Origin of the sequence: Streptomyces sp. NPDC088246, from assembly GCF_044741025.1 — a bacterium.
Taxonomy (GTDB): domain Bacteria; phylum Actinomycetota; class Actinomycetes; order Streptomycetales; family Streptomycetaceae; genus Streptomyces.
Window position 1 is genome coordinate 1 of the sequence record NZ_JBIURV010000069.1, and the last position, 24,063, is coordinate 24,063.

Genomic DNA, 24,063 nt, shown 5'->3' on the forward strand with positions numbered 1-24,063 from the left:
CCGAGACGAACCTGGCGCTGTTCGAGTACATCGATGGGTTCTATAACTCCCGGCGCATCCAGAAACGGCTCGGCTACCTCAGTCCGATCGAGTTCCAGGAGAAGCACTACGCCGACCAGGCAACGGCCGAACGACTGGGGATCGGGCGCAGCACGCCTGCTGCCGATGCTGTTGGCCGGGCGCACCGCCGGGCCGGTATTCATCACCGACCGGCGTGCACCCGCCACCACGCCAGCGGCCGACCACTGCCCGGTGACCGGCCGAGGACGGCTCTCCTACCGCCGGGCCGCCGAACTGTTCACCACCGCGACCAGGCCACTTGACCCAAGCGGCCGCGGCTGGACCTTGCTCGTCCTGCGCCACCGAACACCGCGGACCAGACCGACCCGCAGCCTTGCAACAGAGCGGGGACAGTAATGCCACGGCAACGGCGGCCGGCAGTCAGCCGCAGTGCTTGCCGACGAAACTTGGTGCAGTTAAGGCGCAAGACCAAGAGGGCGGAGACCGTGGACGTCGTCATCGGCGGCTGGACACAGAGCCGCGGTGCACCCCGGGGCATGCCGGGCGCGGTTCTGGTCGGCGTGGACACGCCTGACGGTCTGCGGTACGTAGGGTCGGTGAGCTCGGGGATGTCCGAACGTGAGCGCGGCGAACTCGCCTCGTACCTGGCGGTCATCGCTCGCACCGAGTCGCCGTTCACTGACCCGGTCCGGGTGGCTGACGCGCACTGGGTCGAACCGCGGCTGGTTGCGGAAGTCGCCGTCTTCGCGTGGACCGCCGCCGGCCGTCTGCGCCATCCGGTCTGGAAGCGGCTGCGGCCGGACCTGACCCGGCTGGGCTGAGCATCGGACAGCGGCGTTCGTCTCCCGCCGAACGCTCAGGCTGTCGAAGAGGCGGAGGAGTTCTCGAGGTGCCCGTCTGGCCTAGGTGTATTGCCCTTTGAGGTGGTATGAGGTCAGGGACGAAAGGCACCGCGAAACGTGACGAGGAGGTTGGTCCGATGCGCGAGAACGCGGAACAGCGCGGAGATGACGAGCGCCGTGAGCGGGGTCCAGGGCTGCTGCGGCGGTGGCGGGAAACCTTGGACGAGCACACCGACCCAACCCAGCGCTCCCTCCTTGCGACCTGGCTCTTCTTCGGGGCCACCTTCGGGGGCGCACGCCTGATCACTCACGGCATCCGCAGCGGCCGACTGCCCTGGGGCAACGTCTCTACGTCGAGCGGGACCCACATGCACCATTACAACTTCGGTATCGCCGCACTGGCCGGCGTCGGACTGGTCGCCGTGCGGGGTGATGCACAATACGTCGGACATCCCGGCGTCGGGGCGGCCTACGGCGCCGGAACAGCGCTCATCGCCGACGAATTCGCCCTCCTTTTGGACCTTAAGGACGTCTACTGGGCCAAACAGGGCCGGATCAGCGTCGACATCTCGCTCGGTATCATCTCCGTCCTCGGCCTCTACCTCACCGCCGCCCCTTTCTGGCACGAACTGACCAAAGTCACCCGCCAGCATGCCCTGGAGCGCCGCACCCACGCGTAGAGCCCCTGCGGGTCGGGTCGAGGGGCGCAATGGTCAGTGTTTGAAGGCGTCCTTGATCTTCGCCCCAGCCTGCTTGATGTTGCCCTTGACCTTGTCGCCGCGTCCTTCCGCCTGCAGACGCCGGCTACCTGTTCCGCGGCCGGCAGCCTTTTTGGCGCCGCCTTTGACCGCTTCGGCTTTGTGGGCGATCTTCTTGGCGATACTCATGGTCGGCCGTCCTTTGTGAGTGATCTGCCAGTGCATCGGGAGGGTGGCCAGCCAGCGGTCTGCGGGCGTGGCGGCGGCCGGGCTGGTCAGGTGCTGAGCAAGCGGTTGAAGAATGAGCGGTAACGCTGGAGCGCAACGCGCAGATCCTCGGTCGCCACCTCCTCACCGCGCTGCCACTGGCCTTCGAGACCTCGCTTGTGCTCGGAGAAGGTCGTGGCCAGTGCCTGCATCGTCTCGGCGACCAACTGGTCGGCTGCGTTGACGGCGTTCTTGGGGTCGTCGACGAATTCGCCCTGGATCTTCTGCCACCTGGCGCGGAATTCCGCCTGCTCATTCCCGAGCAAGGGTTCGTTCTCCTCGGCCAGTTCTGCGTCGCGGCGTTCACTGGCGGATGCCCGGCCGCCGCTTTCCTCCCGGCCCTCCGTGTCGGTGGTCGTGGCCTCCCCGGGGTACTCCGGTGGGGCGTCAGCCAAGCCCGGCGCTTCGTCTCCGGGGTCCTGCCGGGCACCGGTCAGGTCCTCCGTGGACGGAACGCCCTCGTCCCGCTGGGGTGTGTCCTGGTTGCGCATCGCTTCACTTCCGTCCGTCACGTGTTGCGGCCGGGCGTCGACTGGGCCAGCTCGTCATCCTCCAGTCGCCGACTGCGGGCCTCACGCCTGGCCCTCGCGCGGCCGGTCGCCGTTGTGGAGCAGTTCCCCGAACAGCGCGCGGTAGTGCACCATCGCGCCCCGCAGCTCCTCCGTGGTCGCCTGATGGCGGCTGCTGCGGTCGTTGACCTCATGGGCGGCGCGATAGTGCTCCAGCGTGCGCCCGTGTTCGACCGACAGGTCCTTCAGCTGCTGCTCGTACCCCTTGGTCGGGTACCCGCGTTCGCTCATGAGCGTGGTCACGAGCCGGTCCGCCTCGTGGACCGCGTCGTCGGGCCGGTCGACGAACGTCTCCTGCACCCGGGTCCAGTCCTGGGTGTAGCGGTCGCGGACAGGTGCGGGTAGTGGCTTGATGTCCAGCGCGTCGTGGCGTTCCTCGCGCTCGCGCAGCTCACGCTCGCCCGCCCGGCGACCGTGCTTGGCTTCCACTGCCCGCTCGTACTCCGGGCCGAACTGCTCCCGCAGCTTCCGACGGCGCGTGGTAACCATCCACGCTGCCACCGTGCACAAGAGAAGCACCAGCACGACGGCAATGATGATGACAATAGGGGACATTGGGTCCTCCGCTCGTCCAGTCGAGAGAGCCCCCGTACACTGCGGCCGCTCCTGCCCCACAGGTCCCAAACTGGGCGTACCAGGCAAGCCGGCACCGGCCGCAGGCTGCGGTCGCCCGGGGCCACGCTGCCGCTCACCTCGAAGGGGGGCGGTACAAGCACCCACGCCTGCGGTTGTCGCACAGCGGGGTGCGGCAGCTTCTACCAGTAGTGCCGTCGTCCGCCGACCGCGTGGCCCAGGCTTCCCAGCAGGAACAAGATCGCCCCGATCACGATCAGAATGATCCCGACCGTCCACAGAATGGTGATCTTGGCCAAGAAGGCCACAATCAGCAGAACGACTCCGATGACGATCACGGTTTTCTCCGATCACGCATCAGCCCCGACCCCTTGTTAATCGTCCTCCCTGCCTGCCTCACTGACAAATTGACCAGCAAGGTCAAGCAAGGGCCCGCCGTACCGCAGGTCGGACGCGTGCTCACCTGTGCAGCCGCAGTCCCCCTGTCTCCACCTCGACGCCCTGGCGCCACCAGGTCGCACGACGAGCGCGCCCTTCCCGGGGGAGTGGCACGGGCGAGGACCGGAAGACTGCCAGACTGCCTGCACGGCGGTGCCCGCCCTACCGTCCGTGAGGGTGACCCCGGCTGGACTGCTTGTGCAGGGTTGCAGGCTGCCAGACCCGACGACTACGCGTCCCGCCCTGGCGCCTGGTGAAGATCGGCGTCCGCCCAGGCGCCCAGGGCGGGGCGGCATATCGAGTGTGACGGCGATGATGCGGCCTTCGGCCAACCGTGACAGCTGAGGGCGAGCGGTGCAGTGTCGACGAGCCCTGCTGTCGGCTGAACGAGCTACCTCTCGCGATCAGGCGATGAGTCTGATCGCCGAGGACGCCGCCCTGGCCCAAGCCTGACGTCATGGATCTGACGCTTCGCACTTTCTAAACGGACTTATTCTGGATACACGCCGCAATTCCCGGAGTACGTCGTGATCGTCATCCTGGGGCTCATCATCCTGATCGCCGCGGCAGTCGTCGCCGTGGTCGGCATTCTCACCAACGGTGGCAGCGCTCACCACCTCACTGACGACTTCTCGGTATTCGGATATCACGTGACCGGTTCCACCGGCACGCTGTTCCTCTACGGCATCGCCGTCGGGGCACTGGCGTTGTTCGGGCTGAGCTTGCTCGTGGCCGCTGTGCGCCGCCCGTCCCACCATTTCAGAACCTCGCGCCGGGGCCTCAGAGAGCCCTGTCGCGAGCCAGCCGCGGATCGCGAAGACACGATAAGTCAACGCGAGACCCCCCGTGCGGAGACTGCGCATGCGCGGGAAAACGAGCGGCCCCACGACGACCGCCCTGTCTCCCCGGACAGTGGTGGGCGGGGCAGGTGGCATTTCTTCGGGCGCCGATCCGCCCCTCAATAACGTGGCTGCTGTACCGATAGTCGTGCACCGGTCGTCGCCGTCCGGCGGCCGCCGCGTCACCGCGTACGGCCACATCCTCGGCCTCGCCCACGATGATCACGACCTGATTGAGTTCCTCCGCCGTGCCGGTCTCCCGGCCCCGGAGACCCTGATCGACGATCCCCAGATGGTGGAGTGGCGGGAGCCGCGCCCACCAATGGGACGCGGCCTGACCTTCGCCCCTCAGAAACCGAGGAGTCTGCCGCTGGGCCCCTTCCGGCCTTTCGGCGGGCCCCACCTCGATTCGCGCCCACCAGCCATCACCTCCGTCCGCGTCTCGGGGGAACAGGACGCTGCCGGACGGGGCGGTTGCTGGGGTTGCGGTACTGCGCTGCTGTACTACCCCAACCAGGGTCAGGGTTGACGGCGTGATTGTGCTCGGAATCCTGCTGCGTCGACGGCCTGGTTGCTCTGTCGGAATCCGTCTATAGGGCGAATGCCCCGCCACCGCAACTCCTTTGGCCCCGATAAAGACCTCTTTGCATGGATATGAGCTATTTCTGTAGGTGAGTGACGGTGCGTCACACGTCTGTGAGATCTCGTCGCTAGTGCGGTGTCCTGTGACCTGACCGGAGCTCACCTCAGACGCCAGGAAGCCTGGCGATTGAGGCCAACGGTGACAAGAAAGGACTCATCCGTGGCAGTGGATGCAACGACGCGGTCAGCAGGGCAACCACCGCCACCCTGCCCCCCGGGCGACATTGGCGGACTCACTCTGACGCCCGGCGTCTACAGCGCTTCGTCGTCGCTGAATCTCACCGGGACTGTCACTCTCGACGCCCAGGGTGACCCCAACGCCGTCTTCATCTTCAAGATCGCCTCCACTCTGATCACGGCCCCGGCGAGCAACGTCCTGCTCGTCAACGGAGCGCAGGCCTGCAACGTGTGCTGGCAGGTGGGGAGTTCCGCCACCCTCGCCACCAATTCCTTCTTCAAGGGCAACATCCTGGCCCTGACGTCCATCACGGTGAACACCAACGCGGCGATCGAGGGCCGGGCGCTGGCGCGCAATGGTGCGGTCACGCTGGACGACAACGTCATCACGAGGGCGGTCTGCATGACAGGCCCGCCTGGGCCTCCCGGGCCGACCGGATCCACCGGCCCGCCTGGGCCTCCTGGGCCGACCGGATCCACCGGCCCGCCTGGGCCTCCTGGGCCGACCGGATCCACCGGTCCCACAGGGCCTCCCGGACCGAGCGGGCCTCCCGGGCCTCCCGGGCCTCCCGGACCGAAGGGACCGAAGGGAGACAAGGGGCCGAAGAGGGACAAAGGGTCGAAGGGAGACAAGGGACCGAAGAGGGACAAAGGGCCGAAGGGAGACAAGGGATCGAAGGGGGACAAGGGACTGAAGGGTAACGGCCACAACGGCGACAGTCACAAGGGTCGATAACATCCGCTCGTCCTCATGGCTGTATTGCAACGTCGGCGGCTTCTGAGAAGCAAAGTCTCACGTTCGTGAGGAAACTGCGCCCCTGGATATACCCTCCAGGGGCGCACGACCCACCCGCGGATCACCCGAGAGGACAACCGACGGCTGCGCGAGGAAATCGAACACCTCAAGGCCACCCTGCGCCGCGCCCCGGGCCAGCAGATCCACCAGGTCGGCGCCGCCGACTTCGGCGCCCGCGTCGACGAACTCACCGTCGCCAACCAGCGCCTCGAAGACGCCCTCGCCCAGGAACGGGCGCGCAACGAACTGCAGGGCCAGCTGATCGCGACGGAAGACGATCTCGCCGCGACGCGGACCAGCCTGCGCCGCGTGATCCGATCGGAGAACCAGCAACCCGCGTCATGCGGCACGTGCCGGCCGCCGCTCACCCCGTGTGGCGGTCGGGTCGCCCCTACGGGAACAGGCGCGACCTGAGCAGGGTCCTGGTTGTCTCAGGCGGCTGCCGCGTCTCTCGGGGCGTGTCGGTCCTTCACCAGGGGCGGGCGATTGTGTTGGTGTCCATGGATACGGCCCCGTCACGGGCCAGGGTCTGGCCGTTGACGGTTGCACCGGTGTTCACAGTGATCGAGATCGCGGCCAGGATTCTGCCTACGAAGGCGGTGTCGGTGCCTAGGGTTGCTGAACTTCCAATCTCCCAGATGACATTGCGGGCCGTGGCGCCGTTGGTGAGGAGCACGCTGCTTGCGGTTGCAGTCGTCAGGGTCGATCCGATTTGGAAGATCCATTCGGCGTTGCGGTTGCCCTGGGCATCCAGCGTGAGCGTGCCGGTGAGCCCGATGGAAGAGGCCGCGTTGTAGACGCCGGGGGTCAGCGTCAGACCGCCGAGGTCTCCGGAGATCCCGGCGTCCGGAATCCGGCCGGCGGCGTTGTCGTACGTCGCGATCAGATCGGCGTGGGCCAAAGCGGCGTCCGCGTCCGCGTTGTGGATGGTTCCGTTCACCTGGCCGGGCGGGAATCCGGTAATGGACACTCCTGGCCTCACTCCTAGGTCTCCGGTGACGCTTGAGGGGCCCGTGTTGGTGACCGACTGTCCACCCAGCACCGCGTAGCGTCCCAGATAGGTATAGACGGACGAGGCGGTTGTGGTGCCACCGAGGGTGGTGACCGCGACATCGGCCGAGCCGAGCACGCCGGCTGGTACCACGACGTCGATCTCGGTGTCCGAGGCGATCCGGTAGGAGAGGGCGGCCGTGCCACCGAAGGCGACGCCGGTGGTGTAGGAGAACGCGGTCCCGGTGATGACGACGAGATTGCCGCCGTCCACCGGTCCTGAGTCGAGGGTGACGACGGTGACGGAAGGTGAGTCGAGGTAGGTGTAGGTGACTCCGCCAGCGATTCCGCCCCTGCTGCGTACGGTGACCGTCACCGGGCCCGCGGAGACCGACGCGGGAACGGTCACGGTGAGTTGGCCGTCGGAGTCCACAGTGAATTCGGCGACCTGCGTACCGAATCGGACCTCGCTCGTGGTGTAGAGGCCAAGGCCGGTGAGAATCACCGTGTTGCCACCTGCCAGGGGGCCCGCGGGAGGCGGGGCGAGGCGGAAGGAGAGCGGCGGCAGGTAGAAGAAGTCGCCGACAACTCCCGTTCCTCCGGGGGTTGTCACGGAGACGGGCACGGGGCCATGGCCGGAAGGGGTGATGGTGGCGGTGGTGGTGTCGCTGACGACCGTGAAGCTTGGAGCCAGGCTGGAGCCGTAGCGCACGCCGGTGGTGCCGGTGAAGTGGCTGCCGGTGAGGGTCACTGCGTCGCCGCCGCCGGTGGATCCCTGGTTCGGTGAGACCGCCATAAGGGACTCCTTGAATCATCGGGTCGACGATGGGAGCCCTTCAGGCCGGCCTGTCGTCGACCGCCACAACTGTTCGTTACGCGAAGTAGCCCACTGACAAGAGACTGCGTCAACGGGCAGGGTACCATTTCACCCGAAAGGGGCAACGCGGTCCTGTCCGATCGGTCTATGCAGGATCACGTGCCTTACGTGACAGAACAGGCAACACCGGTACGACGAGCACCAGAACTTGACAGCTGTAAATATTGAGTTGGAACTGATGGGATTTCTACTGGATTGTGTATCGGACGTGTCGGGCTCCGAAGCAGCCGCAGACGATGTGAGGCTGGCGCTGTCTGCGGCGCAGGAACCAGCAGGTTTCGCGGCGAGGTCGTCGAGCGAGGTGGCGCGGGCCGCGTTGACGTGGTGTTTCAGGTCGGCGTTGAGCAGCTCGACGGGGTTGAGTTCGGGGCTGTAGCCGGGCATCAGGTGCACTTCGATGCGTTCGGCGTTCTCGGTGAGCCAGGCGGGTGGTGCCTTGCTGCGGTGGACCGGCTGCCGGTCGACGATGACGTGGACCTTGCGGTTGGCGCGCCGGGCGAGCCGGTCGAGGCGTCTCCCGCTGGCTCGGCCACAGGTCCATCAAGGTCACCGTCGACATCTATGGACACCTCCTGCCCCGCGCCTGGCATCGCTGCCGGGAGATCCTGCAGAACGCTATGTGGCCCGCGTCTCTCGACATGGAGGCCCAGCCCCCGAAGGAGGCAAGCCCAGGTGCCTGCACGATGCGCTCCACCAACTCCGGGACCCATTCCACGTACTCGACCTCTGCGCCACCGCGATGGCGCGCGTACAGGAACGCCCGGTGGTGCTGGTGCTTTCCGGTGTGGTGATCTCGGCGCCGGCGGTCGCGAGCGCCTTGGTCAGGGTATCGAGGTCGTCGACGATCACGGTGGCGCTGGCGTTGGAATAGCGGGCACGCTCCGCGGGCGGCCCTGCGATGACGAGGAAGTCACCGATCGCTGCGAGTTCGATGGAGGCGAAGGCGAAGCGGAGATCGGGTTCTGCGCCGGTCGGTTCACGCAGCAGTGCCAGCGGCGTGTCCAACTCGTCGGTCCACAGGCGTCGTAGGCAGCCCTCGCCGGCCCGTTCCGCCAGCGACCAGCCGTTCTTGCGTTCCAGCGGGGCGATCAGTCCCGCCATGTACTCCAGCGCCCGCCCGCGCGGCTCCGATCTGGTGAAGCGCGACGCGAAGCGGGCGTGCAACCCCGCCAGCGCTGCCTTCCACTCCTCGACCTGCCCCACCCCGAGATCAATCACTCGCCAAGTCAACCGTGATCAAGTGCGGTTGCAGTACTGGAGACCGTTGCAACACCCCAGCTCAAGCGGGGCGATGTTCGAGATCCGGAAGAACCGGACGGTGGCTCAGGGGCGAAGGATCCTGGTCCGTGAGCGGGAGGAATACTTCCGGCTCTGGCCGCCCACGCAAAACGCTCGACTGGGAAACCCCAGCCGAGCGCCTGCATAAACTGCTCGCGGCCTGATCAAACCGACCACGTGTTGCAACTACCCCCTAGAAACCACCGAGTGGGCGGGGCCTTCCGTGGTCTTCATCCGGCGCTGCCCCCGGGGCGGCGAGCCGGTAGCGTCCGGACTCGCGGGCCAGGAGTCCGTCGTCGACGAGGGCGCGCCGCAGCGAGACGGCGTCCAGTGTGCCGTCCACGCACCACGGCTGCAGGCGGTCGGTCACCGTCCGCTCGTCGTAGTCGTCGCCGACGGCGAAGGTGCTCCCGGCGACGTGCCCGAGCACCGCGCGACGGGCGTCGGCGTCCTGCTCCGGCACGTTGACCAGGACGCCGCCGCGGATGTGGCCGCGCAGTTGCGGGTCGGGCTGGTCGGCCGCCGTCTCCTCCGCCACACGCCGGGCGGCGGTCTCCGCGGCCGCGGCGAGGGCGTCGTCGTCCAGGGCCAGCGAGCCGCGCCCTTGGACGAGTAGTCCGCTGCGGACGAGCCGGCCGATGGCCGGGGCGGCCTGCGGTGCGCCGAGCCCCGAGACGGAGAGGACCTCCGAGGAGGTCGACGCGCCGAGGGCGGCCGCCGAGAAGACCCGGCGCAGCACCGGATCGGCCAGCTCGATGGCGAGTTGTTCGGGTGTCATGAGAGGGAACGCATCCTTTCTGAAGCCTGCCCGGCCCGTGCGCCCGGCAGGGGCCGGTTCCGTCAGGGGCTCAGCGGCCCTTCCGCTTGACCTTGATCTTGGACAGGTCGGTGGAGACCGACCGGAGGTCGCGGTACTCGCCCCCGAGCTTGCGGATGGCGGCCGCGGCCAGTTCCTCGGCCTGGCCCAGCACGAGGTCCTCGGTGTCCTCCTCGGTCGCCGGGATGAGGACCCGGAAGGTGAAGGTGAGTAGGGCCGGCTCGTAGGTGACGGTGCCCTCCTCGGTGAACCGGGCCTTGAACAGGTCGTGTTCGCCCGCCTGGGCGATCAGGGGCGCACGCTGTTCATCCGTGAGCTCGGCGAACTTGCCGTGTGTGATGACCTGGTAGGTTGTACCGCTCATAACTGTGGTTCTCCAGGTGGGGATTCGGTCATCGGCCCGCGTTCCGGGAGCGCGCGGTGGAGTTGACCGCACGTCGGTCGATGACAGGGCAGCAGGTCAGCCTAGCGGCCGGGGGCGAACACCCCTTCGGCCACCGAGGCTCACTTCTGCTCCGGCCGGTGCGTCCGGTGCGGCAGGAGGAACAGCAGGCCGGTGACGAGCACCAGGCCGCCGGCCGCCCAGTACAGAGCCTCGCTGTAGGTGGCGATGAAGGTCTTGGAGCGGATCTCGCCGAGGGTGGTGCCGATCGTCTTGACGTCGGCGCCGGAGTCCTGACTGGTGCCCGGGGCGCTCGCGAGCAGCGTGGTGCAGCTCTCCGGCACCTTGGTCAGGTCGGCCTGGCCGAGCGAGTCGGTCGCGCAGCTGCGGATCGCCCCGGCCTGGGCCGGTGCCACCGGCTGGACGGCCGGGATGACCTTGTCGGCCTGCGGGCCCGCGTTGCTCGCCAGGGCGGAGAAGAAGACCCCGCCGATGATCGCCACGCCGAGGGCCGCGCCGAGCTGACCGGTCGCGTTGATGATGCCGGACGCTGCGCCCGCCTCCTGCGCCTTGACCTCGCGCAGGATCAGACCGGTCAGCGGGGCCATCAGCAGACCCATGCCGGAGCCGAGCAGGAGCATGGACGGGACGGCGTGCCAGGAGGTTATGCCGCTCCCGGCGTGGTTCGCGACCCAGGCGTAGGAGGCGATGCCGAGCATCATCATCAGGGCGCCCGCCACCAGGGTGTACCGCCCGTACCGGGGGAAGAGCGTGCGCACCGCGATCGTGCCGACGATCGGGACCCCGAGCGAGAACGGGATCGCGGTCAGACCGGTGTGCAGCGCCGACCAGCCCAGGCCGCCCTGGAGGTAGAGCGTCCAGCTGAGGAAGAAGCCCGCCGGGACGGCGCTGAAGAGCATCTGCGCCGCGACGCCGGCGCCGAACGCGCGGACCTGGAACAGGGAGAGGATCACCAGCGGGGATCCGTCCTTGCGGGTCTTGTACCGCTCGTAGAAGACGAAGCCCACGATGACGGGCGCGGCGCCGAACAGGCAGGTGATGCTCCAGGCGGGCCAGTCGAGTTCACGGCCGAGCATGAGCGGCAGCATCAGCAGGAGCAGCCCGACGATCGCGAGCAGCATGCCGATCAGGTCCAGCCGCATCGCGTGCGGGGACTTCGACTCCTTCATCCACTTCGCGGCCCCGATCAGGGCGGCCGCGCCGACCGGCAGGTTGACCACGAAGATGCTGCGCCAGCCGAGGTCGAGCGGGCTCCAGTCGACCAGGGCGCCGCCGAGGATGGGGGCGGCGACGATGGCCAGGCCGATCATGCCCGCGTACAGACTGACGACGCGGCCGATCTCCTGCGGGGCGAACGTGACGTGGATGATCGCCAGGACCTGCGGGACCATGATCGCGGCGGCCACACCCTGGAGGATGCGGGAGGCGACCAGCATCTCGGAGTTCTGCGCGGCCACGCACAGGGCGGAGGCCACGACGAACCCGGCGACACCGGTCATGAACATCCGCTTGCGGCCGAAGATGTCGCCGAGCCTGCCACCGGTGATCAGGATGGCCGCGAAGGACAGTGTGTAGCCGGCGGTCACCGCCTGGATGACGACGGCCGACGCACCGAGGTTGCCCTGGATGGTCGGGATCGCCACGGTGACGATGTTGACGTCCAGCAGGTCCATGAAGGTGGCGACCAGCAGAACGGCCAGCGCGAGCCAGCGCTTCGGGTCCGGCGCGGGGGCGTCGGAGGCGACAGGCGGTCCGGCGGTCGGCTGCTCCGCCTGCCCTGCCTTGCTGCTCATGGGTTCTTCTCCGGCTTCTCGATCGATGGCGTCCGGCCCTTGGTGGTCGGATGCCCGGGGGACGGGCGGGAGGCTTCCTTGGCGGGCGCGGGGTTCCGGGACAGCGCGCCCCACGAGCGCATCAGCAGCTCGATGGCGTTCGCGACGGTGTCGATGTCGCTGTCCTCGGGGGAGAGCACGCGCTGGATGGACAGGCCGTCGCCCAGCGAGTACAGGACGAGGGCCAGGAACTCGACCGGGGCCGGGGGAGCCACCGAGCGGGCGGCGAAGCCCTGCTCCAGCGCCTGGGCGAGCGCGGCGCGCGAACGCCGCTCGCGGTCCGCGAGCACCGGCAGCAGCTCCGGGTCGCGCAGGCCGTAGAGCCAGAGCTCGGTGCGCAGGGCGAGCCAGCTGCCGAGGGTCTCGTCGCGCTGGCGGTACCAGGACCTCAGGTGCTCCATCAGGCTGTCGAACGACCCGGCGTCGCGGCTGATCTCCTGCATCTCCTCCAGCTCGTGCTGGGTGCGCTGCTCCAGCAGGGCCAGGACGAGTTCGTGCTTGCCCTCGAAGTTGCCGTAGAAAGCGCCGCGGGTGTAGCCGGCGCGCTCGACGATCTGCTCGACCGAGGTGCCGTTGACGCCGTGCTCGGCGAAGAGTTCGGCCGCGGCCTGCAGCAGCTGCTCGCGGGTGAGTTCCCGGCTCTGCTGCCGGGTGAGTCGCCTGGTGATGGTGATCGCCTCCTGATGCGTCGTCGGATACGAGACTGTATCCAAATACAGGTCTGTATCTGAAATGGTTTTCCGCACGACGACGGGGCTGCCGCCGGCTCTCGAGGGAGGCGGCGGCAGCCCGAGGACGACCGGCGGGACGAATCCCGAGGTCAGCGCACGTAGCGGCGCATCAGTCGGTCCAGTTCCGCGGCCGGGTCGGCGGTGATGCCGCCGTGAACCGGACTGGGCTGGACGATCGCGCTGCGCGGAGCGTCGAGGACGGCCGCGACGCCCGGGACGTCGACCCCGGGGGTATGCGGTACGCGCAGGGTGGGGGCCTGGCCGCTGAGCGGCGGGCGTTTCGTGAACAGGTGCGTCTAGCCAGTGACAGCACAATGCGACCGGACACCTCACCTGTACGGGAACACGGCCGATCACCCGAGCGGGTGCGCCGGTATCCGTCGGACATGACCGACGCGGAGGAGACGGTTGCCCGGACGATCGTCAGTGGCCGGTGCTAAGTTCCGGTCCTCGTCACGACGGAGGGGATTCCCGATGCAGCAGATATGGGCGCGGATCGAGACCGTGCTCGGGCGGATCGCCCCGAGGGTGCTGGCCGCGATACCGCCCGGTGCCACCGAGGAGGAGATCGAGGCAGTGGAGGCCGTGATGGGGGTGGAGCTCCCGGAGGATGTCAGGGACTCCTACCGCTGCCACGACGGTCTGCCGGGGGTCCTGATCGGTTGGCACGCCGCGCTCTACTCGCTCGGCGAGATGGTGGACGACTGGCGCCAGCGGGCCGTTGACGCCGGAGACCCGCCTTGGGACGAGCGGGAGGAGGACGGCGTGATCCGCCGGGACATCTCCTGGTCCGCCGGGTGGATCCCCTTCATCGGGATCGGCAATGGTGACGTGATCTGCATCGATCTGGATCCGCCCACCCCGGAGCGCCGTGGTCAGGTCATCGACTGGTCGCACGAGGGCTGGCGGGCCCGGTACGAGACCGCCGGTCTGCGGGAGTTCCTGGAGCACTTCGCCACGGACCTGGAGGCCGACCGCTACCAGGTCGACGAGACGGGTGGCGCGTGGAGCGACAGCGGCCTGCCGCTGGTGATGCTGAAGGACTGAGGACGAGGCCCGCCCAGTAGGTAGGTACCCGGGTAACCCAGGGGGCACGGGGGCTGCGCTATGCGGGAGGCGCGGGCCGGCGCCTTCTGGACTCGCGCAGCTCCGCGCGCCCCTGTTGTCGCTGATCGATGGCCCACTGGCGGAGCCTCATGGAAGCAGTGGTCGTACCGATCAGTTCGTCTGGCGGTCGAACGGGGGTTCCCGCCTGTTCCCCCACCGTCCCCCGTAGGATCGGCTGCCCCTTCCCGTGCTCGTCGCCCCTGCCGTGCCCGTCGTCCTGACCGCCTCCGAGCGCCGCCGACTGAAGAAGACGGCATACGGTCACAAGACCCCGTATCAGGCCCGGCAGCGGGCAACCATCGTGCTGCTGGCGGCTCGGGGGCGTTCCAACACCCGGATAGCCGCGCAGACGCGGATGCACGTGGACACGGTGCGTACCTGGCGGCTCCGGTTCGCCGCCGGCGGCCTGCCTGCCCTCGCCGACCGCAAGCGCTCGGGCAGGCCGCCCTCGTTCACGCCGCTGCAGGTCGCCGAAGTCAAGGCGCTGGCCTGCCAGTTACCCGCCGAGACCGGCACCCCGCTGTCACGCTGGTCGTGTCCGGAACTGGCCCGCGAGGTGGTCGCCAGGGCCATCGCCCCGGCCATGTCGGCCTCCACGGTGCGTCGCTGGCTCAAGGCCGACGCGATCAAGCCCTGGCAGTACCGGTCCTGGATCTTCATCCGCGACCCGGACTTCCAGGCCAAGGCCACCCGCGTGCTGGACCTGTACGCCCCTACCTTCGACGGTGAACCGCTGGGCGAGGACGAGTACGTCATCTCCAGCGACGAGAAGACCTCCATCCAGGCCCGCTGCCGCTGCCATCCCACCCTGCCCCCGGGCCAGGCGCGAGCGATGCGCGTCAACCACGAGTACCAGCGCGGCGGCGCTCTCGCCTACCTGGCCGCCTACGACGTCCACCGAGCCAAGGTCTTCGGCCGCTGCGAGCCGAAGACCGGCATCGTCCCCTTCATGAACCTGGTCACCCAGGTCATGACCACGGAGCCCTACACGAGCGCCAGACGCGTCTTCTGGATCGTCGACAACGGCTCCTCCCACCGGGGGCAGAAGGCCATCGACCGCCTGACCACAGCGTTTCCGAACGCGGTCATGGTCCACACCCCGTCCACGCCTCCTGGACGAACCAGATCGAGATCTTCTTCTCCATCGTCCAACGCAAGGTCGTCCAACCCAACGACTTCACGGACCTGACCCAGGTCCGGGACCGGCTCCGAGCATTCGAAGACCGCTACAACGCCACAGCACAGCCGTTCCAGTGGAAGTTCGCCACCACCGACCTGGACGATCTACTGGCCCGGCCCGACCGACACACACCCGCCGACCGACAAGAAGAATCCTCCGCCGCCCTGGCAGCGTGATCAACCCCCGAAGGACTTCCGGAGCCGACCACTTAAGACGCAGGCTTCACCTGCACACTTGCCTCGGTCTGGGAAAATGACGACGGCGGCCGACCTCACTAACGCTGAGGTCGGCCGCCGTCTTTCCTCTTCGGCCTCACGGTCGGTCGGGGGTGTCTCAGGCCAGGTGGTCGAAGGCTCCGGCCTTCGCGCCGGCGAGGAGGGCCGCGATCTCGCTGCGGGTGTACACGAGCGGGGTTTGCTCGGGTCGCTTGGAGTCGCGCATAGCGACCAGGTCGCCGATCGCACCGAATTCCACGCAGTTGTCGTTGCCCCCGCTGAACGGGCTCTTCTCCCAGGTGACGCCGGAGAAGTCCAGCTCGGCGGGGTTGGGCTTGGTGTTGCTCACTTACAGCTCCTTGATCATGCTCTTGATGCGGCTGCGGGTCTCGGGTGGGCCGAGGGCCGTGGCCCGCAGGTGGTCGAAGACCTCGGTGTAGCGCCCCACATCCTCCGATCCCTCGAAGTACACCGAGTTGGTCAGATTCTCTACCCAGACGAGGTCGGGGTTGGGCTCGGGGAAACCCATGAGCATGAACGACCCGTACAACCCGGGATGGAACCCGGCGTCGAACGGTAGAAGCTGCAAGGTGATGTTGGTCCGCGGCTCGACTTCGAGCAGGCGCTCGAGCTGGCCTTTGAGGGCGGTGGGTGATCCGCTCATGCGTCGTATGGCGGCTTCGTCGATCACCACCCACAGCTTGGGTGCGCTCTCCCCCTCCAGCAGGGCCTGGCGGTTCATCCGCACATCCACCAAGGCCTCGATCTGCTTCGCGTCCAGGTCGACCCGCATCGCGGCGATGACCTTCCGCGCATAGTCGGCAGTCTGCAACAGGCCGGGGATCAGCTGTGGTTCGTAGGACCGCAGGGATGTCGTGCCGGCCTCCAGTTCGAGGTAGCCGCCGTACTGGGTGGTGTTGATGACCGCCGAGTACTTGCGCCACCACTTCTGCTTGTGTGCCTGATCCGCACGGACCAGGTCCAAGATGTCCTCCCGGACGGCGGTGTCGGTGACGCCGTAGCAGTCGAGCATCGCCTTCACCAGGACCGGGGACGTGCCGCGGTCGCCGGACTCGATCCGGCTGAGCGTTCCCTGGTTGATCTCTACGGTCTTCGCGACTTCGGCCATCGTCAGCTCTACCTCATCCCGTAACTCTTTGAGACGAGACGAGAGTTGACGGCGGTAGACGGATTTGGGGGCAGGGTTCCTCTTCCATGCCATGGCGCCAGTGTGGACTCTGCCAGCGGCATGGACAACCAATCTGAGGAATCTCGATTGGGCATGTTGCCCAACCCGTGATGCGCGAGGCATGCTGAATCCCGGTTGCGAAGTGCGATGGCTCGATTGCCCTTCGTGTCATATGCCTTTGTCTTGCGCCGGCTTCCCGGGGCCTTTCGCGCCTTCGGGGGCCGACGTGCCGACCCACAGCGCGAGTCCCGGCCGGTTCCATCCGGCTGCCCGCCCTGTCGACTGGGGAGCACGCCATGCGCGATGACCAGCGCAGTGCGTCGTACGGTCCGCAGGCTGCCTGCGGTTTCTATCTGGTGCACCGTGCGGGTGGGTTCGCTTTACACATGAGTGCCAGTGCTGAGTATCTGAAGGAGATGCGGGCCGTCGTATTCAAGACGGTCTGCGGGTGCGGAGCCGGCGAGGAGGTCGCGGAGACGGCCCGGCTGGTGGCCGGCGAACTGGTCGGCAACGCGGTCAGGCTGTGCGGTCCATGGACACCGGTGGTCGTCCAGGTCTTCCACATGCTCGGACGCGTCGTGGTCCAGGTGCATGACCCGGAGCCCGCCGAGATGCCCGCCCGGGGGCCGCAGTCGCCGGACAACACGGACGCGGAGACCGGCCGGGGCCTGTGGATTCTCGACGCGCTCGCGCCCGGCTGGTCGGTTCAGCCGACCCCGGTCGGCAAGCAGGTCACCTGCACCCTGCTCTGCCCGGAGTTCGCCGCCGCTTGAACGGCCAGACCACCTGTTTCCTTCCGGGAGTTGATGCCGCTGCCCTCTCAAGGGCGGGCGTCTGCTTCCGGGTCCGCCCGCCCCGGAAGTCTCCGGGCCGGGCGGCAGGCACCGCCCCGCCTCCCCCTTCGGGGCGGTGCCCTTCGCGGCCTGGCCGCTGCCGCACACGGTGCCGGCGGCCAGGCCGCCCCTATCAGCAAGCACAGCGCGACCGCACTTCAGAACCGTCGCTGACCTGTCCGGAGGCTCCTGATGTCGCTTGTTCCCACCGATGTGACCAGCACCGATACCGTCACGGTCCGGCCCGGCCGTCCGCTGGCGGGCACCGTGGCCGTAGACGGCTCGAAGAACGCGGCCTTGCCGCTGCTGGCCGCCGCCGCGTCCCTTCGCCGCACGGTCGATCTGTCCGGTGTCCCGGCCAGCACAGACGTGCAGAGGATGTTCGCCCTGCTGGAGCGGTGCGGCTGCCGCATCGCCCACCCGGTCGCCGAACCGGCAGCCGTCGTCATCCTGCCCGGCCCGCACGACGGCCACGCGACCAGGAGATCCGCCGCCCAGGTCGTCGTCGACCTGGTGAACTATCCGCGCTCCAGCCAGCCGGCAGCAACTGCCGGGCGGCGCGGATGTGCGCCATCACATTGACGTCCCAGGCGTCGGCTCAGATCTCCTCGGCGGCCTCCGGACCACCGGCCGGGGCGATGCCCGCGTTGGCACAGTAGATGTCGATGCCACCGCCCAGGGCCTCGCTCGCCGCGGGGACGATATGTGAGGCGTCACCGGGTACGGCGGTCCCGCCGATCTTCTCGGTGATCGTGCGTGCCTTGGCCTCGTCCAGGTCGTTCACCACCACCCGGGCACCCTCCGCGGCGAATCGGCGGGCCGGCGCGGCACCGATCCCGCCGCCCGCCCCGGTCACCACAACTCCCGCACCGCGCACCGTGTCCACTGTCAGCACTCCCTTGGCCGGACGTCACCGAGGCGCATACCAAGCGGTCGGTTTGCTTCCCTGGAAGGGGGCGTACCGGGGTGTCGGAGGCGCGGAGGGCGTCACGCGCACAGCAAGCAGCGGGGTGGGGCTGCCTCCACCCCCCCCGGTGGATCCAGCCCCGCCCCCGGTGGACCTAGCCCCACCCCTGGATCCGGGGGCTGGGTGGATGGATCATCACCGGGCCGCTCGCCACGCTGGAAGCCATGACACGACTAATGCGAAAGCAGAACAGGCTCCTGGTCTCCGCGGCCCTGTGCACCAGCGCACTGGTGGTGGCCGCCGCCCCGGTCCAGGCGATGGGGCCGGCACCGACGCACGCCTCCGCCACCACCTCCGCGGCTCACCTACGCGGCCCGGCCACCCCCGGCGATCCGCAGGAGAAGGACGCGGTGCGCGCCATCGAGCGCGTCGCGCATCCGCTGCTGTCCACCGAACCCACCGGCGGCTTCCGCGATCTGCGCCCGTTCGGGCGGATGGTGGGGAACGCCACCATCGTGGGCATCGGCGAGGCCACCCACAGTTCACACGAGTTCTTCTCCTTCAAGCACCGCGCGTTCCGCTATCTGGTCCAGGAGAAGGGCTTCCGCACCTTCGCGCTGGAGGCGCCCTGGAGCACCGGTCAGCGACTCAACGACTATGTGCGGTACGGCAAGGGCGACCCGCGGCAGATCATGCGGGACGAGTTCCGCAACTCCTACCAGGTCTGGCAGAACCAGGAATACCTGCGGCTGATCGAGTGGATGCGCTCGTGGAACGTGGCGCACCCCGGCGACCCTGTGCAGTTCATGGGCAATGACTTCGGCTACGCCGGGCCCGACCTGTACGACCGGGTGACCTCGTACGTCGGGCAGCGCTTCCCCGCACTACTGCCCCAGTTCACCGCTCTGTACCAGGGGCTGCGCCCGACCACCGACGTGGACACCTACGTCCACGCCTATCTGGCCAAGCCGATCGCCGAGCGGAAGGAGATGGCGCAGCGCACCGGGCAGGCGCTGGCACTGTTGCAGGGCCAACGGCCGGGCGGCGGGAAGGCCGAGCAGGAGGCGTACACCTGGGCGGTGCAGCATGCCCGGGCCATCGACCAGACCGCCACCGGGTACAGCTACGACTTCACCAAGCCCACCCAGGGCGCCGCGGCCATGCGCTACCGCGACCAGGTGATGGCGGACAACACGGTGTGGTGGCAGCGGCACACCGGGGACCGGGTGCTGCTCTCCGCGCACAACGCCCATGTCGCCTACGACACCTACTCCCCGAAGGAGTACCCGAGGATGCAGGGCGCGTTCATCCGCGACAAGATCGGCTCGTCCTATCTGAGCGTGGGGTTCACCTTCGACCAGGGCTCGTTCAACGCCGACGGGCCGAACGGCGCGCTGACCCGGTACACCGTCGGTCCCGCCGAGCGGGGCAGCAACGAGCGCACCCTGGACGCGGTGCGCTACCGGGACTACATGGTGGACCTGCGCACCGCGCCGGCGGCGGCCCGCAACTGGCTGGCGGTCGCCCGGCCGACCGCAGCATCGGCACCTCGTACCCGGATCACGCGGTGTACCCCGTATCGCTGCTGCCCTCGCACGATGTGCTCATCCATCTGCACCGGATCAACGCGGCCGGTCTGCTGGACCACTGAGCTCGGCGCTCTGGTGGCGGGCGTGCTCGCGGCGCGGGGCCGCGAAGTACCCCGCACACGGCGCCCCCGCCGCTTCGGTTCCGGCCGCCGCGCCGCAGCCGAAGCTGCCGGAGACGTTCACCGGTTCTGCCACCCGTTACCTTTTTCGCGGCTCCGAAATGGGGCTCCCGGCCTCCGGGCCCGGCATGACTGTGTCCCGTTACCGTTTTCGTGGTCCCGTAATGGGACTTCCGGCCTCAGAGCCCGGCATGACTTGAGCCCCTTGTCGATCACGGTCGAAAAAGTGGTGTCACCGGGCCTCGGAGGTATTGAGCCTTTTCCAATCTGGCGGTGGTGACCACGCGTTGGACGGTCCTGCACAACGACGAAGCTCCTGGTAGACGGGTTCTCGACCAAGATCACCCGTGTCTGCCAGGAGCTTCGCGTGCTTGTTTACCCATCCTCGATTGATCTGTCCAGCCGCACCTTGCGGTTCCTGACCGGACGACTGACGGCCAGACGGCAGCACATCGGGACGCGGTGGCGACGCCTTCCCGCCTCGCGACAGGCACTGCTCGCCCTGGCCCACCTGCGGTGCGGTGACACCTACGCCCAGCTGGCCGCCGGGTTCGGCATCGGAATCGCGACTGTCTACCGCTACATACGTGAAGCCGTCGACGCCCTGGCCGTCCTCGCCCCGTCCCTGGCCGAGGCAATGCAGACGATGCAGGAGAAGGCGTTCGTCATCCTCGACGGCACTCTCCTGCCGATCGACCGCATCGCCGCTGACACTCAGTCGGCACGGAGCGCGGTGCCGGTGTTGCCATCGGTCCGTTTCTCCGTGCCGCTCGCCGAACCCGGCGTGCGGCTCTCACCGCACCGGGCTCTCCACGGTCTCTGCCGTCCGGGCGTGGTTGAGGGTCCAGGGGTTGGGGATCGTGTTGCCCCGGTATCGGTAGCGGGTGACCGTGAGGTTCCCCCGCAGCGCGGGAGTGGCTGACTAGCTGGTCAGAGCGGGTTGACGTGGTTTCAGGTTCACTTGTTCGGTCGCTGCCTGGTCGGCGTAGTACTTCTCCTCGAACTCGATCGGGCTGAGGTAGCCCAGCCGTTTCTGGATGCGGCGGGGGTTGTAGAAGCCGTCGATGTACTCGAAGAGCGCGAGGTTCGCTTCGGCCCTGGTGGCGAAGACGCGGCCGCGGATGCACTCGGTCTTGATGACCATCCACAGGTTCTCCGCCAGGGCATTGTCGAACGAGTCGCCGACCGAGTCCATGGACGCCTGGATACCGGCCCTGACCAGGCGTGTTGTGAGCTTCACGGACGTGTATTGACAGCCGTGGTCGGCGTGGTGAATGAGCTCACCGGGGGCGACTTCGCGGCTGGCCAGGGCATGCTCCAGCGAGGTGAGGACCAGGTCGGCGTCCGCGCGGGCGGAGGTCTCCCAGGCAACCACCCGGCGGGAGAACGCGTCGCGGATCGCGGACAGCCACAACGGCCCCTCCCCGGAGGAGATCATGGTCAAGTCGGTAACCCACAGCCGGTTCGGCCCATTCGCGGTGAAGTCGCGTTGCACCAGGTCAGGGGCCAGATCGGCGTCCGGGTCACGGCGAGTGAAACCCGTGCCCCGGCGGGGGCTGATCCCGGCCAGGCCGGCCTCCCGCATGAGCCGCTCGACGCGCTTCCTGCCGACGTGGACGCCCTCACGCTTGAGGACGGCGTGCACGCGAGGTGAGCCGTAGATCCCGCCGGACTCGTCGTGGACCTGCCGGATCCTGCCCGTCAGCTCGGCGTCCCGGCGGTGCCGTTCGCACGGTTTCTTCTCGGCCTGGCGCCACCGGTAGTAGGTGGAGGAGGGGATGTTCAGTTCCCGGAGTACGGGCTCGACCCCCAGGTGCGGGTGCTCGTCAACGAGCGTCGTCACCTGGGCCGGGTCGGGTCGAGCTGGGCCGCGAAAGAAGCCGAGGCCGTCCGCAGGACCTCATTCGCACGCTTGAGCTGGGCATTCTCCTTGCGCAGGGCGGCAAGCTCCTCACGCTCGGCGGTGGTGAGCAGGTCGTCGCGTTCGCCGGCGTCGGCCTCGGCCTGGCGGATCCAGTTGCGCAGGGCCTCTTGGTGCACGCCGAGTTCCTCGGCCATGCGGCGGATCACGGGCTTCGGCTCGGCGGTCCGATACATCCGCACCGCACGCTCACGCAACTCCAGCGGATATTTCCTCGGGGCAGGCATCGTCTGGGCTCCTCTCATGAGACCCATCTGTCCTGTCACCCATCCCCGCACCTCGGGGGAACCTCAACCTGCGGCGAAGGGACGCGGTGGCTGGATATCCGCCAACTCAAACATTCAGCCCCGCCAGCTCAGCCGCTCACCCGCCACCTGAAGCGCTCAGTCACACCAGCGCTCTATCTGGCGGGTGAGAGCTTGAGCCGGCGGGTGAGCGTTTCCCTCCCTTGTTCTGCGGGAGGGAGTGAGTCCTTTGTATGGTTCACCCGCTGGCGGGGGGCCCGCTACCGCAGAGACAACGCCAGGGTGTCCCGCATGTCGCCCTCGGCCAGGACGTCAAGGACTTCGGCGAACAGGTCGTACGGCTGACCGTTCAGCTTCGGGGCGTCGGCATCATTCGGCGGCGGAATGGTCCTCGCGGTCCCACTTCCACCTCCAGAACGCGGAGAGACGGTGGTCGTGCTCGAAGCCGGGGCGGGAGAGCGGGCCTACCCGTTCGATCGCCTCCCCGGTGCGCGGGTGGTCCCGCCGTAGGAGACCGTAGGCGGCGTTGAGCCGCGTCCCGAAGTCGTCCTCGTCGAGCAGGGCCACAAGAGCGTCGGCGACCGCCGCGGTACGGTCCACGCTGTCCGCGACGGCCTCCGCGGTACAGGCGCGCACATCGGCCACCGGATCCCGGAGCAGCCCGACGATGACGTCTGTGAAGTCGGGGCTGCCGTCGTGGGCCGCGATCAGTGCCCGGCCGGCTCCGGCACGCACTCCCCAATCCTCGTCCCCGGCGAGCGATAGCAGGGCAACGCGAGCCGCCGCGTCGAGGGGAGGGGGCGGGGTACTCGAGCTGAGCAGGAGGTCGGGGACCTGGGCACGGACACGCGGGTCCGGGTGGCCGGCGTGCCGCAGTCCCGCGGCCTTCGATTTCCGGTGCTCCGTCTCGCTCAGGACGCGGAGCACCTCGGCGAGGACGCTGGGGTCGTCCTCCCCATCTGTCGCCCAGGCGACGAGCAGTTCCGCCGTCTCCTTCTCGTAGGAGTTCCGCCAACTCGACGGCGACAGGAGGTACCAGTGGAGGACGTCGAGGACGAACCGGCGGTGCTCCGGATCCGGGTTGTGGCGGTACGCCGTGACGGCCGACCATGTCTCCTTGCTGCGGCGTTCACTGAGGACCCACCGGGCGGACGACCAGTCGACATGGACCGGGTCGCGCCGTGCCACGGCCCTGACCACTAGCTCGTCCACGGGCGTCAGAATGCGGAAGGCCCATTCCAGGTTTGTGAGGATCGCGCCGTGCCCGCCGCGGACCGTTAGGCCACCGAGCGTCAGCTGCGCCACATGGTTGTACTCGTCGTCCATCACCAGGGACTGACGCACGGAGCCGGACCCACCCGTCCTGCCGCGGAGTTCGTCCTCCGCGCTCCGCTCGTACCAGTGCCGGGCCAGGGCGAGCAGCTGTTCCCTTCCGACCTCCGAGAGGCGCAGCCGGGGCTCCCTGCCCAGCACGGCTTCCGCCACCGCTGGAGAGCCGCCGTCGATTGCCCGTATCAGCGGAGTCGTTCCGTCCGGCAGCTTCCGGTCCGGATCCGCGCTACCCTCGACAAGTGCCTCCGCGACGGCAACGTCATAGGCGGCGACCGCCAGGCACAGCACCGACAGGCCGTCGTCCGTGACCGTGTCCGGGACCGCTCCGCCCTCCAGCAACGCGGTCACGGCATCCGCGTCCCCTCGCCGGACCGCCGCTACGAGCTGTGTATCGTCCATGTTCCGCTGAGCCCCCGTCTCGGAATGAATCGTCGGCCGATGGGCCCGACCCAGGTGACGGTAGTCGGCGGGGCTACGCCGAGGCCCGTCCATGAGGTCGCCGTCGAACGAGGGCCCGAAGTCCGGGCCATCACGAGGAACCACGCCTACCACTTCATGAGCGCTCCACTTGGCGAAAACCGCCAAGTGGAGCGCTCAGTCACAGCTGCGGCCGCCGACCGTTGCCGATGTGACTCT

At 68.3% G+C, this 24,063-nt stretch carries 26 protein-coding genes and 5 pseudogenes; 12 read left to right on the forward strand and 19 right to left on the reverse strand.

Annotated features, from left to right (window positions below):
* From ACIPEK_RS41630 to ACIPEK_RS41640, 3 genes and pseudogenes are all read left to right on the forward strand, one after another.
* A partial coding sequence (locus ACIPEK_RS41630) for an IS3 family transposase (protein ID WP_402007467.1) occupies positions 1 to 323 on the forward strand: 323 nt, incomplete at its 5' end.
* A gap of 159 nt (positions 324 to 482) precedes the next feature.
* Positions 483 to 842: pseudogene (locus ACIPEK_RS41635) on the forward strand (ATP-dependent DNA ligase); the annotation flags it as partial.
* A gap of 158 nt (positions 843 to 1,000) precedes the next feature.
* The gene (locus ACIPEK_RS41640) at positions 1,001 to 1,543 is read left to right on the forward strand and encodes a hypothetical protein (protein ID WP_402007469.1); all 543 of its coding nucleotides are present in this window, start codon (positions 1,001 to 1,003) and stop codon (positions 1,541 to 1,543) included.
* Between the two features lie 33 nt (positions 1,544 to 1,576).
* Here ACIPEK_RS41640 and ACIPEK_RS41645 read toward each other — a convergent pair whose 3' ends face one another.
* The 4 genes from ACIPEK_RS41645 to ACIPEK_RS41660 form a co-directional block, all read right to left on the reverse strand.
* On the reverse strand, positions 1,577 to 1,750 hold the full coding sequence (locus ACIPEK_RS41645; RefSeq protein ID WP_266749799.1) for a CsbD family protein: 174 nt from the start codon (positions 1,748 to 1,750) through the stop codon (positions 1,577 to 1,579).
* 86 nt (positions 1,751 to 1,836) lie between these two features.
* A complete protein-coding gene (locus ACIPEK_RS41650) occupies positions 1,837 to 2,319 on the reverse strand; it encodes a hypothetical protein (protein WP_402007471.1) in 483 nt (160 codons plus the stop codon).
* Positions 2,320 to 2,400: 81 nt separating this feature from the next.
* Complete coding sequence (locus ACIPEK_RS41655) at positions 2,401 to 2,886, reverse strand: hypothetical protein (RefSeq protein ID WP_402007473.1); 486 nt, start codon at positions 2,884 to 2,886, stop codon at positions 2,401 to 2,403.
* Positions 2,887 to 3,152: 266 nt separating this feature from the next.
* Positions 3,153 to 3,308, reverse strand: a complete 156-nt coding sequence (locus ACIPEK_RS41660) for a DUF6131 family protein (RefSeq protein ID WP_266798967.1) — start codon at positions 3,306 to 3,308, stop codon at positions 3,153 to 3,155.
* 627 nt (positions 3,309 to 3,935) lie between these two features.
* Here ACIPEK_RS41660 and ACIPEK_RS41665 point away from each other — a divergent pair.
* The 3 genes from ACIPEK_RS41665 (at position 3,936) to ACIPEK_RS41675 (ending at position 5,802) form a co-directional block, all read left to right on the forward strand.
* Entirely contained in the window at positions 3,936 to 4,373 is a 438-nt protein-coding gene (locus tag ACIPEK_RS41665; RefSeq protein ID WP_402007475.1) for a hypothetical protein, read from the forward strand.
* Between the two features lies 1 nt (position 4,374).
* Positions 4,375 to 4,776, forward strand: a complete 402-nt coding sequence (locus ACIPEK_RS41670) for a hypothetical protein (protein WP_402007477.1) — start codon at positions 4,375 to 4,377, stop codon at positions 4,774 to 4,776.
* 279 nt (positions 4,777 to 5,055) lie between these two features.
* The gene (locus ACIPEK_RS41675) at positions 5,056 to 5,802 is read left to right on the forward strand and encodes an ice-binding family protein (protein WP_402007519.1); all 747 of its coding nucleotides are present in this window, start codon (positions 5,056 to 5,058) and stop codon (positions 5,800 to 5,802) included.
* Between the two features lie 57 nt (positions 5,803 to 5,859).
* Here ACIPEK_RS41675 and ACIPEK_RS41680 read toward each other — a convergent pair whose 3' ends face one another.
* The 9 genes and pseudogenes from ACIPEK_RS41680 to ACIPEK_RS41720 form a co-directional block, all read right to left on the reverse strand.
* Positions 5,860 to 6,195, reverse strand: a complete 336-nt coding sequence (locus tag ACIPEK_RS41680; protein ID WP_402007478.1) for a hypothetical protein — start codon at positions 6,193 to 6,195, stop codon at positions 5,860 to 5,862.
* Positions 6,196 to 6,331: 136 nt separating this feature from the next.
* Positions 6,332 to 7,648 carry an ice-binding family protein gene (locus ACIPEK_RS41685; protein WP_402007480.1) on the reverse strand — a complete coding sequence of 439 codons (1,317 nt, stop codon included), beginning with the start codon at positions 7,646 to 7,648 and terminating at the stop codon, positions 6,332 to 6,334.
* A 129-nt stretch (positions 7,649 to 7,777) separates the two neighbouring features.
* Positions 7,778 to 8,197 carry a transposase gene (locus tag ACIPEK_RS41690; protein ID WP_402007521.1) on the reverse strand — a complete coding sequence of 140 codons (420 nt, stop codon included), beginning with the start codon at positions 8,195 to 8,197 and terminating at the stop codon, positions 7,778 to 7,780.
* A gap of 211 nt (positions 8,198 to 8,408) precedes the next feature.
* A pseudogene (locus ACIPEK_RS41695) lies at positions 8,409 to 8,785 on the reverse strand (VOC family protein); the annotation flags it as partial.
* A 415-nt stretch (positions 8,786 to 9,200) separates the two neighbouring features.
* Positions 9,201 to 9,785, reverse strand: coding sequence for a DUF2087 domain-containing protein (locus tag ACIPEK_RS41700; protein WP_402007482.1), 585 nt, complete (start codon positions 9,783 to 9,785; stop codon positions 9,201 to 9,203).
* Positions 9,786 to 9,855: 70 nt separating this feature from the next.
* Positions 9,856 to 10,188 (reverse strand): DUF6204 family protein, encoded by a 333-nt coding sequence (locus ACIPEK_RS41705; RefSeq protein WP_402007484.1) that lies wholly within the window; start codon positions 10,186 to 10,188, stop codon positions 9,856 to 9,858.
* 140 nt (positions 10,189 to 10,328) lie between these two features.
* Positions 10,329 to 12,020, reverse strand: a complete 1,692-nt coding sequence (locus ACIPEK_RS41710; RefSeq protein ID WP_402007486.1) for an MFS transporter — start codon at positions 12,018 to 12,020, stop codon at positions 10,329 to 10,331.
* Positions 12,017 to 12,772: a TetR/AcrR family transcriptional regulator gene (locus ACIPEK_RS41715; RefSeq protein ID WP_402007488.1), complete on the reverse strand. Its 756-nt coding sequence runs from the start codon at positions 12,770 to 12,772 to the stop codon at positions 12,017 to 12,019. Before ACIPEK_RS41715 ends, ACIPEK_RS41710 begins: the two co-directional genes overlap by 4 nt.
* Before the next feature lie 107 nt (positions 12,773 to 12,879).
* On the reverse strand, positions 12,880 to 13,080 hold the full coding sequence (locus tag ACIPEK_RS41720; protein ID WP_402007523.1) for a DUF3037 domain-containing protein: 201 nt from the start codon (positions 13,078 to 13,080) through the stop codon (positions 12,880 to 12,882).
* 184 nt (positions 13,081 to 13,264) lie between these two features.
* On the opposite strand from ACIPEK_RS41720, the gene ACIPEK_RS41725 reads away from it, so the two are divergent.
* Both ACIPEK_RS41725 and ACIPEK_RS41730 read left to right on the forward strand, forming a co-directional pair.
* On the forward strand, positions 13,265 to 13,837 hold the full coding sequence (locus tag ACIPEK_RS41725; protein ID WP_402007490.1) for an SMI1/KNR4 family protein: 573 nt from the start codon (positions 13,265 to 13,267) through the stop codon (positions 13,835 to 13,837).
* 247 nt (positions 13,838 to 14,084) lie between these two features.
* On the forward strand, positions 14,085 to 15,086 hold the full coding sequence (locus ACIPEK_RS41730) for an IS630 family transposase (protein WP_402007492.1): 1,002 nt from the start codon (positions 14,085 to 14,087) through the stop codon (positions 15,084 to 15,086).
* Between the two features lie 324 nt (positions 15,087 to 15,410).
* Here ACIPEK_RS41730 and ACIPEK_RS41735 read toward each other — a convergent pair whose 3' ends face one another.
* Both ACIPEK_RS41735 and ACIPEK_RS41740 read right to left on the reverse strand, forming a co-directional pair.
* On the reverse strand, positions 15,411 to 15,641 hold the full coding sequence (locus ACIPEK_RS41735) for a DUF397 domain-containing protein (RefSeq protein WP_402007494.1): 231 nt from the start codon (positions 15,639 to 15,641) through the stop codon (positions 15,411 to 15,413).
* The gene (locus ACIPEK_RS41740) at positions 15,642 to 16,514 is read right to left on the reverse strand and encodes a helix-turn-helix transcriptional regulator (protein WP_402007496.1); all 873 of its coding nucleotides are present in this window, start codon (positions 16,512 to 16,514) and stop codon (positions 15,642 to 15,644) included.
* Between the two features lie 353 nt (positions 16,515 to 16,867).
* On the opposite strand from ACIPEK_RS41740, the gene ACIPEK_RS41745 reads away from it, so the two are divergent.
* Both ACIPEK_RS41745 and ACIPEK_RS41750 read left to right on the forward strand, forming a co-directional pair.
* Positions 16,868 to 17,254 (forward strand): ATP-binding protein, encoded by a 387-nt coding sequence (locus ACIPEK_RS41745; RefSeq protein WP_402007498.1) that lies wholly within the window; start codon positions 16,868 to 16,870, stop codon positions 17,252 to 17,254.
* A gap of 252 nt (positions 17,255 to 17,506) precedes the next feature.
* Positions 17,507 to 17,719 (forward strand): annotated as a pseudogene (locus tag ACIPEK_RS41750) (UDP-N-acetylglucosamine 1-carboxyvinyltransferase); the annotation flags it as partial.
* A 116-nt stretch (positions 17,720 to 17,835) separates the two neighbouring features.
* Here the strand turns inward: ACIPEK_RS41750 and ACIPEK_RS41755 are convergent.
* Positions 17,836 to 18,200 (reverse strand): annotated as a pseudogene (locus tag ACIPEK_RS41755) (SDR family NAD(P)-dependent oxidoreductase); the annotation flags it as partial.
* A 245-nt stretch (positions 18,201 to 18,445) separates the two neighbouring features.
* Between ACIPEK_RS41755 and ACIPEK_RS41760 the strand changes: the two are divergent.
* Both ACIPEK_RS41760 and ACIPEK_RS41765 read left to right on the forward strand, forming a co-directional pair.
* A complete protein-coding gene (locus ACIPEK_RS41760; protein WP_402007500.1) occupies positions 18,446 to 20,209 on the forward strand; it encodes an erythromycin esterase family protein in 1,764 nt (587 codons plus the stop codon).
* Positions 20,210 to 20,296: 87 nt separating this feature from the next.
* Positions 20,297 to 20,641: pseudogene (locus tag ACIPEK_RS41765) on the forward strand (transposase family protein); the annotation flags it as partial.
* A gap of 210 nt (positions 20,642 to 20,851) precedes the next feature.
* On the opposite strand, the gene ACIPEK_RS41770 reads toward ACIPEK_RS41765, so the two are convergent.
* The 3 genes from ACIPEK_RS41770 to ACIPEK_RS41780 form a co-directional block, all read right to left on the reverse strand.
* Complete coding sequence (locus tag ACIPEK_RS41770) at positions 20,852 to 21,772, reverse strand: IS3 family transposase (protein WP_402007502.1); 921 nt, start codon at positions 21,770 to 21,772, stop codon at positions 20,852 to 20,854.
* Positions 21,769 to 22,077 carry a transposase gene (locus ACIPEK_RS41775; protein ID WP_402007504.1) on the reverse strand — a complete coding sequence of 103 codons (309 nt, stop codon included), beginning with the start codon at positions 22,075 to 22,077 and terminating at the stop codon, positions 21,769 to 21,771. The genes ACIPEK_RS41770 and ACIPEK_RS41775 overlap by 4 nt, the downstream gene beginning before the upstream one ends.
* Before the next feature lie 387 nt (positions 22,078 to 22,464).
* Positions 22,465 to 23,826: a HEAT repeat domain-containing protein gene (locus tag ACIPEK_RS41780; protein ID WP_402007506.1), complete on the reverse strand. Its 1,362-nt coding sequence runs from the start codon at positions 23,824 to 23,826 to the stop codon at positions 22,465 to 22,467.
* Positions 23,827 to 24,063: the final 237 nt, after the last annotated feature.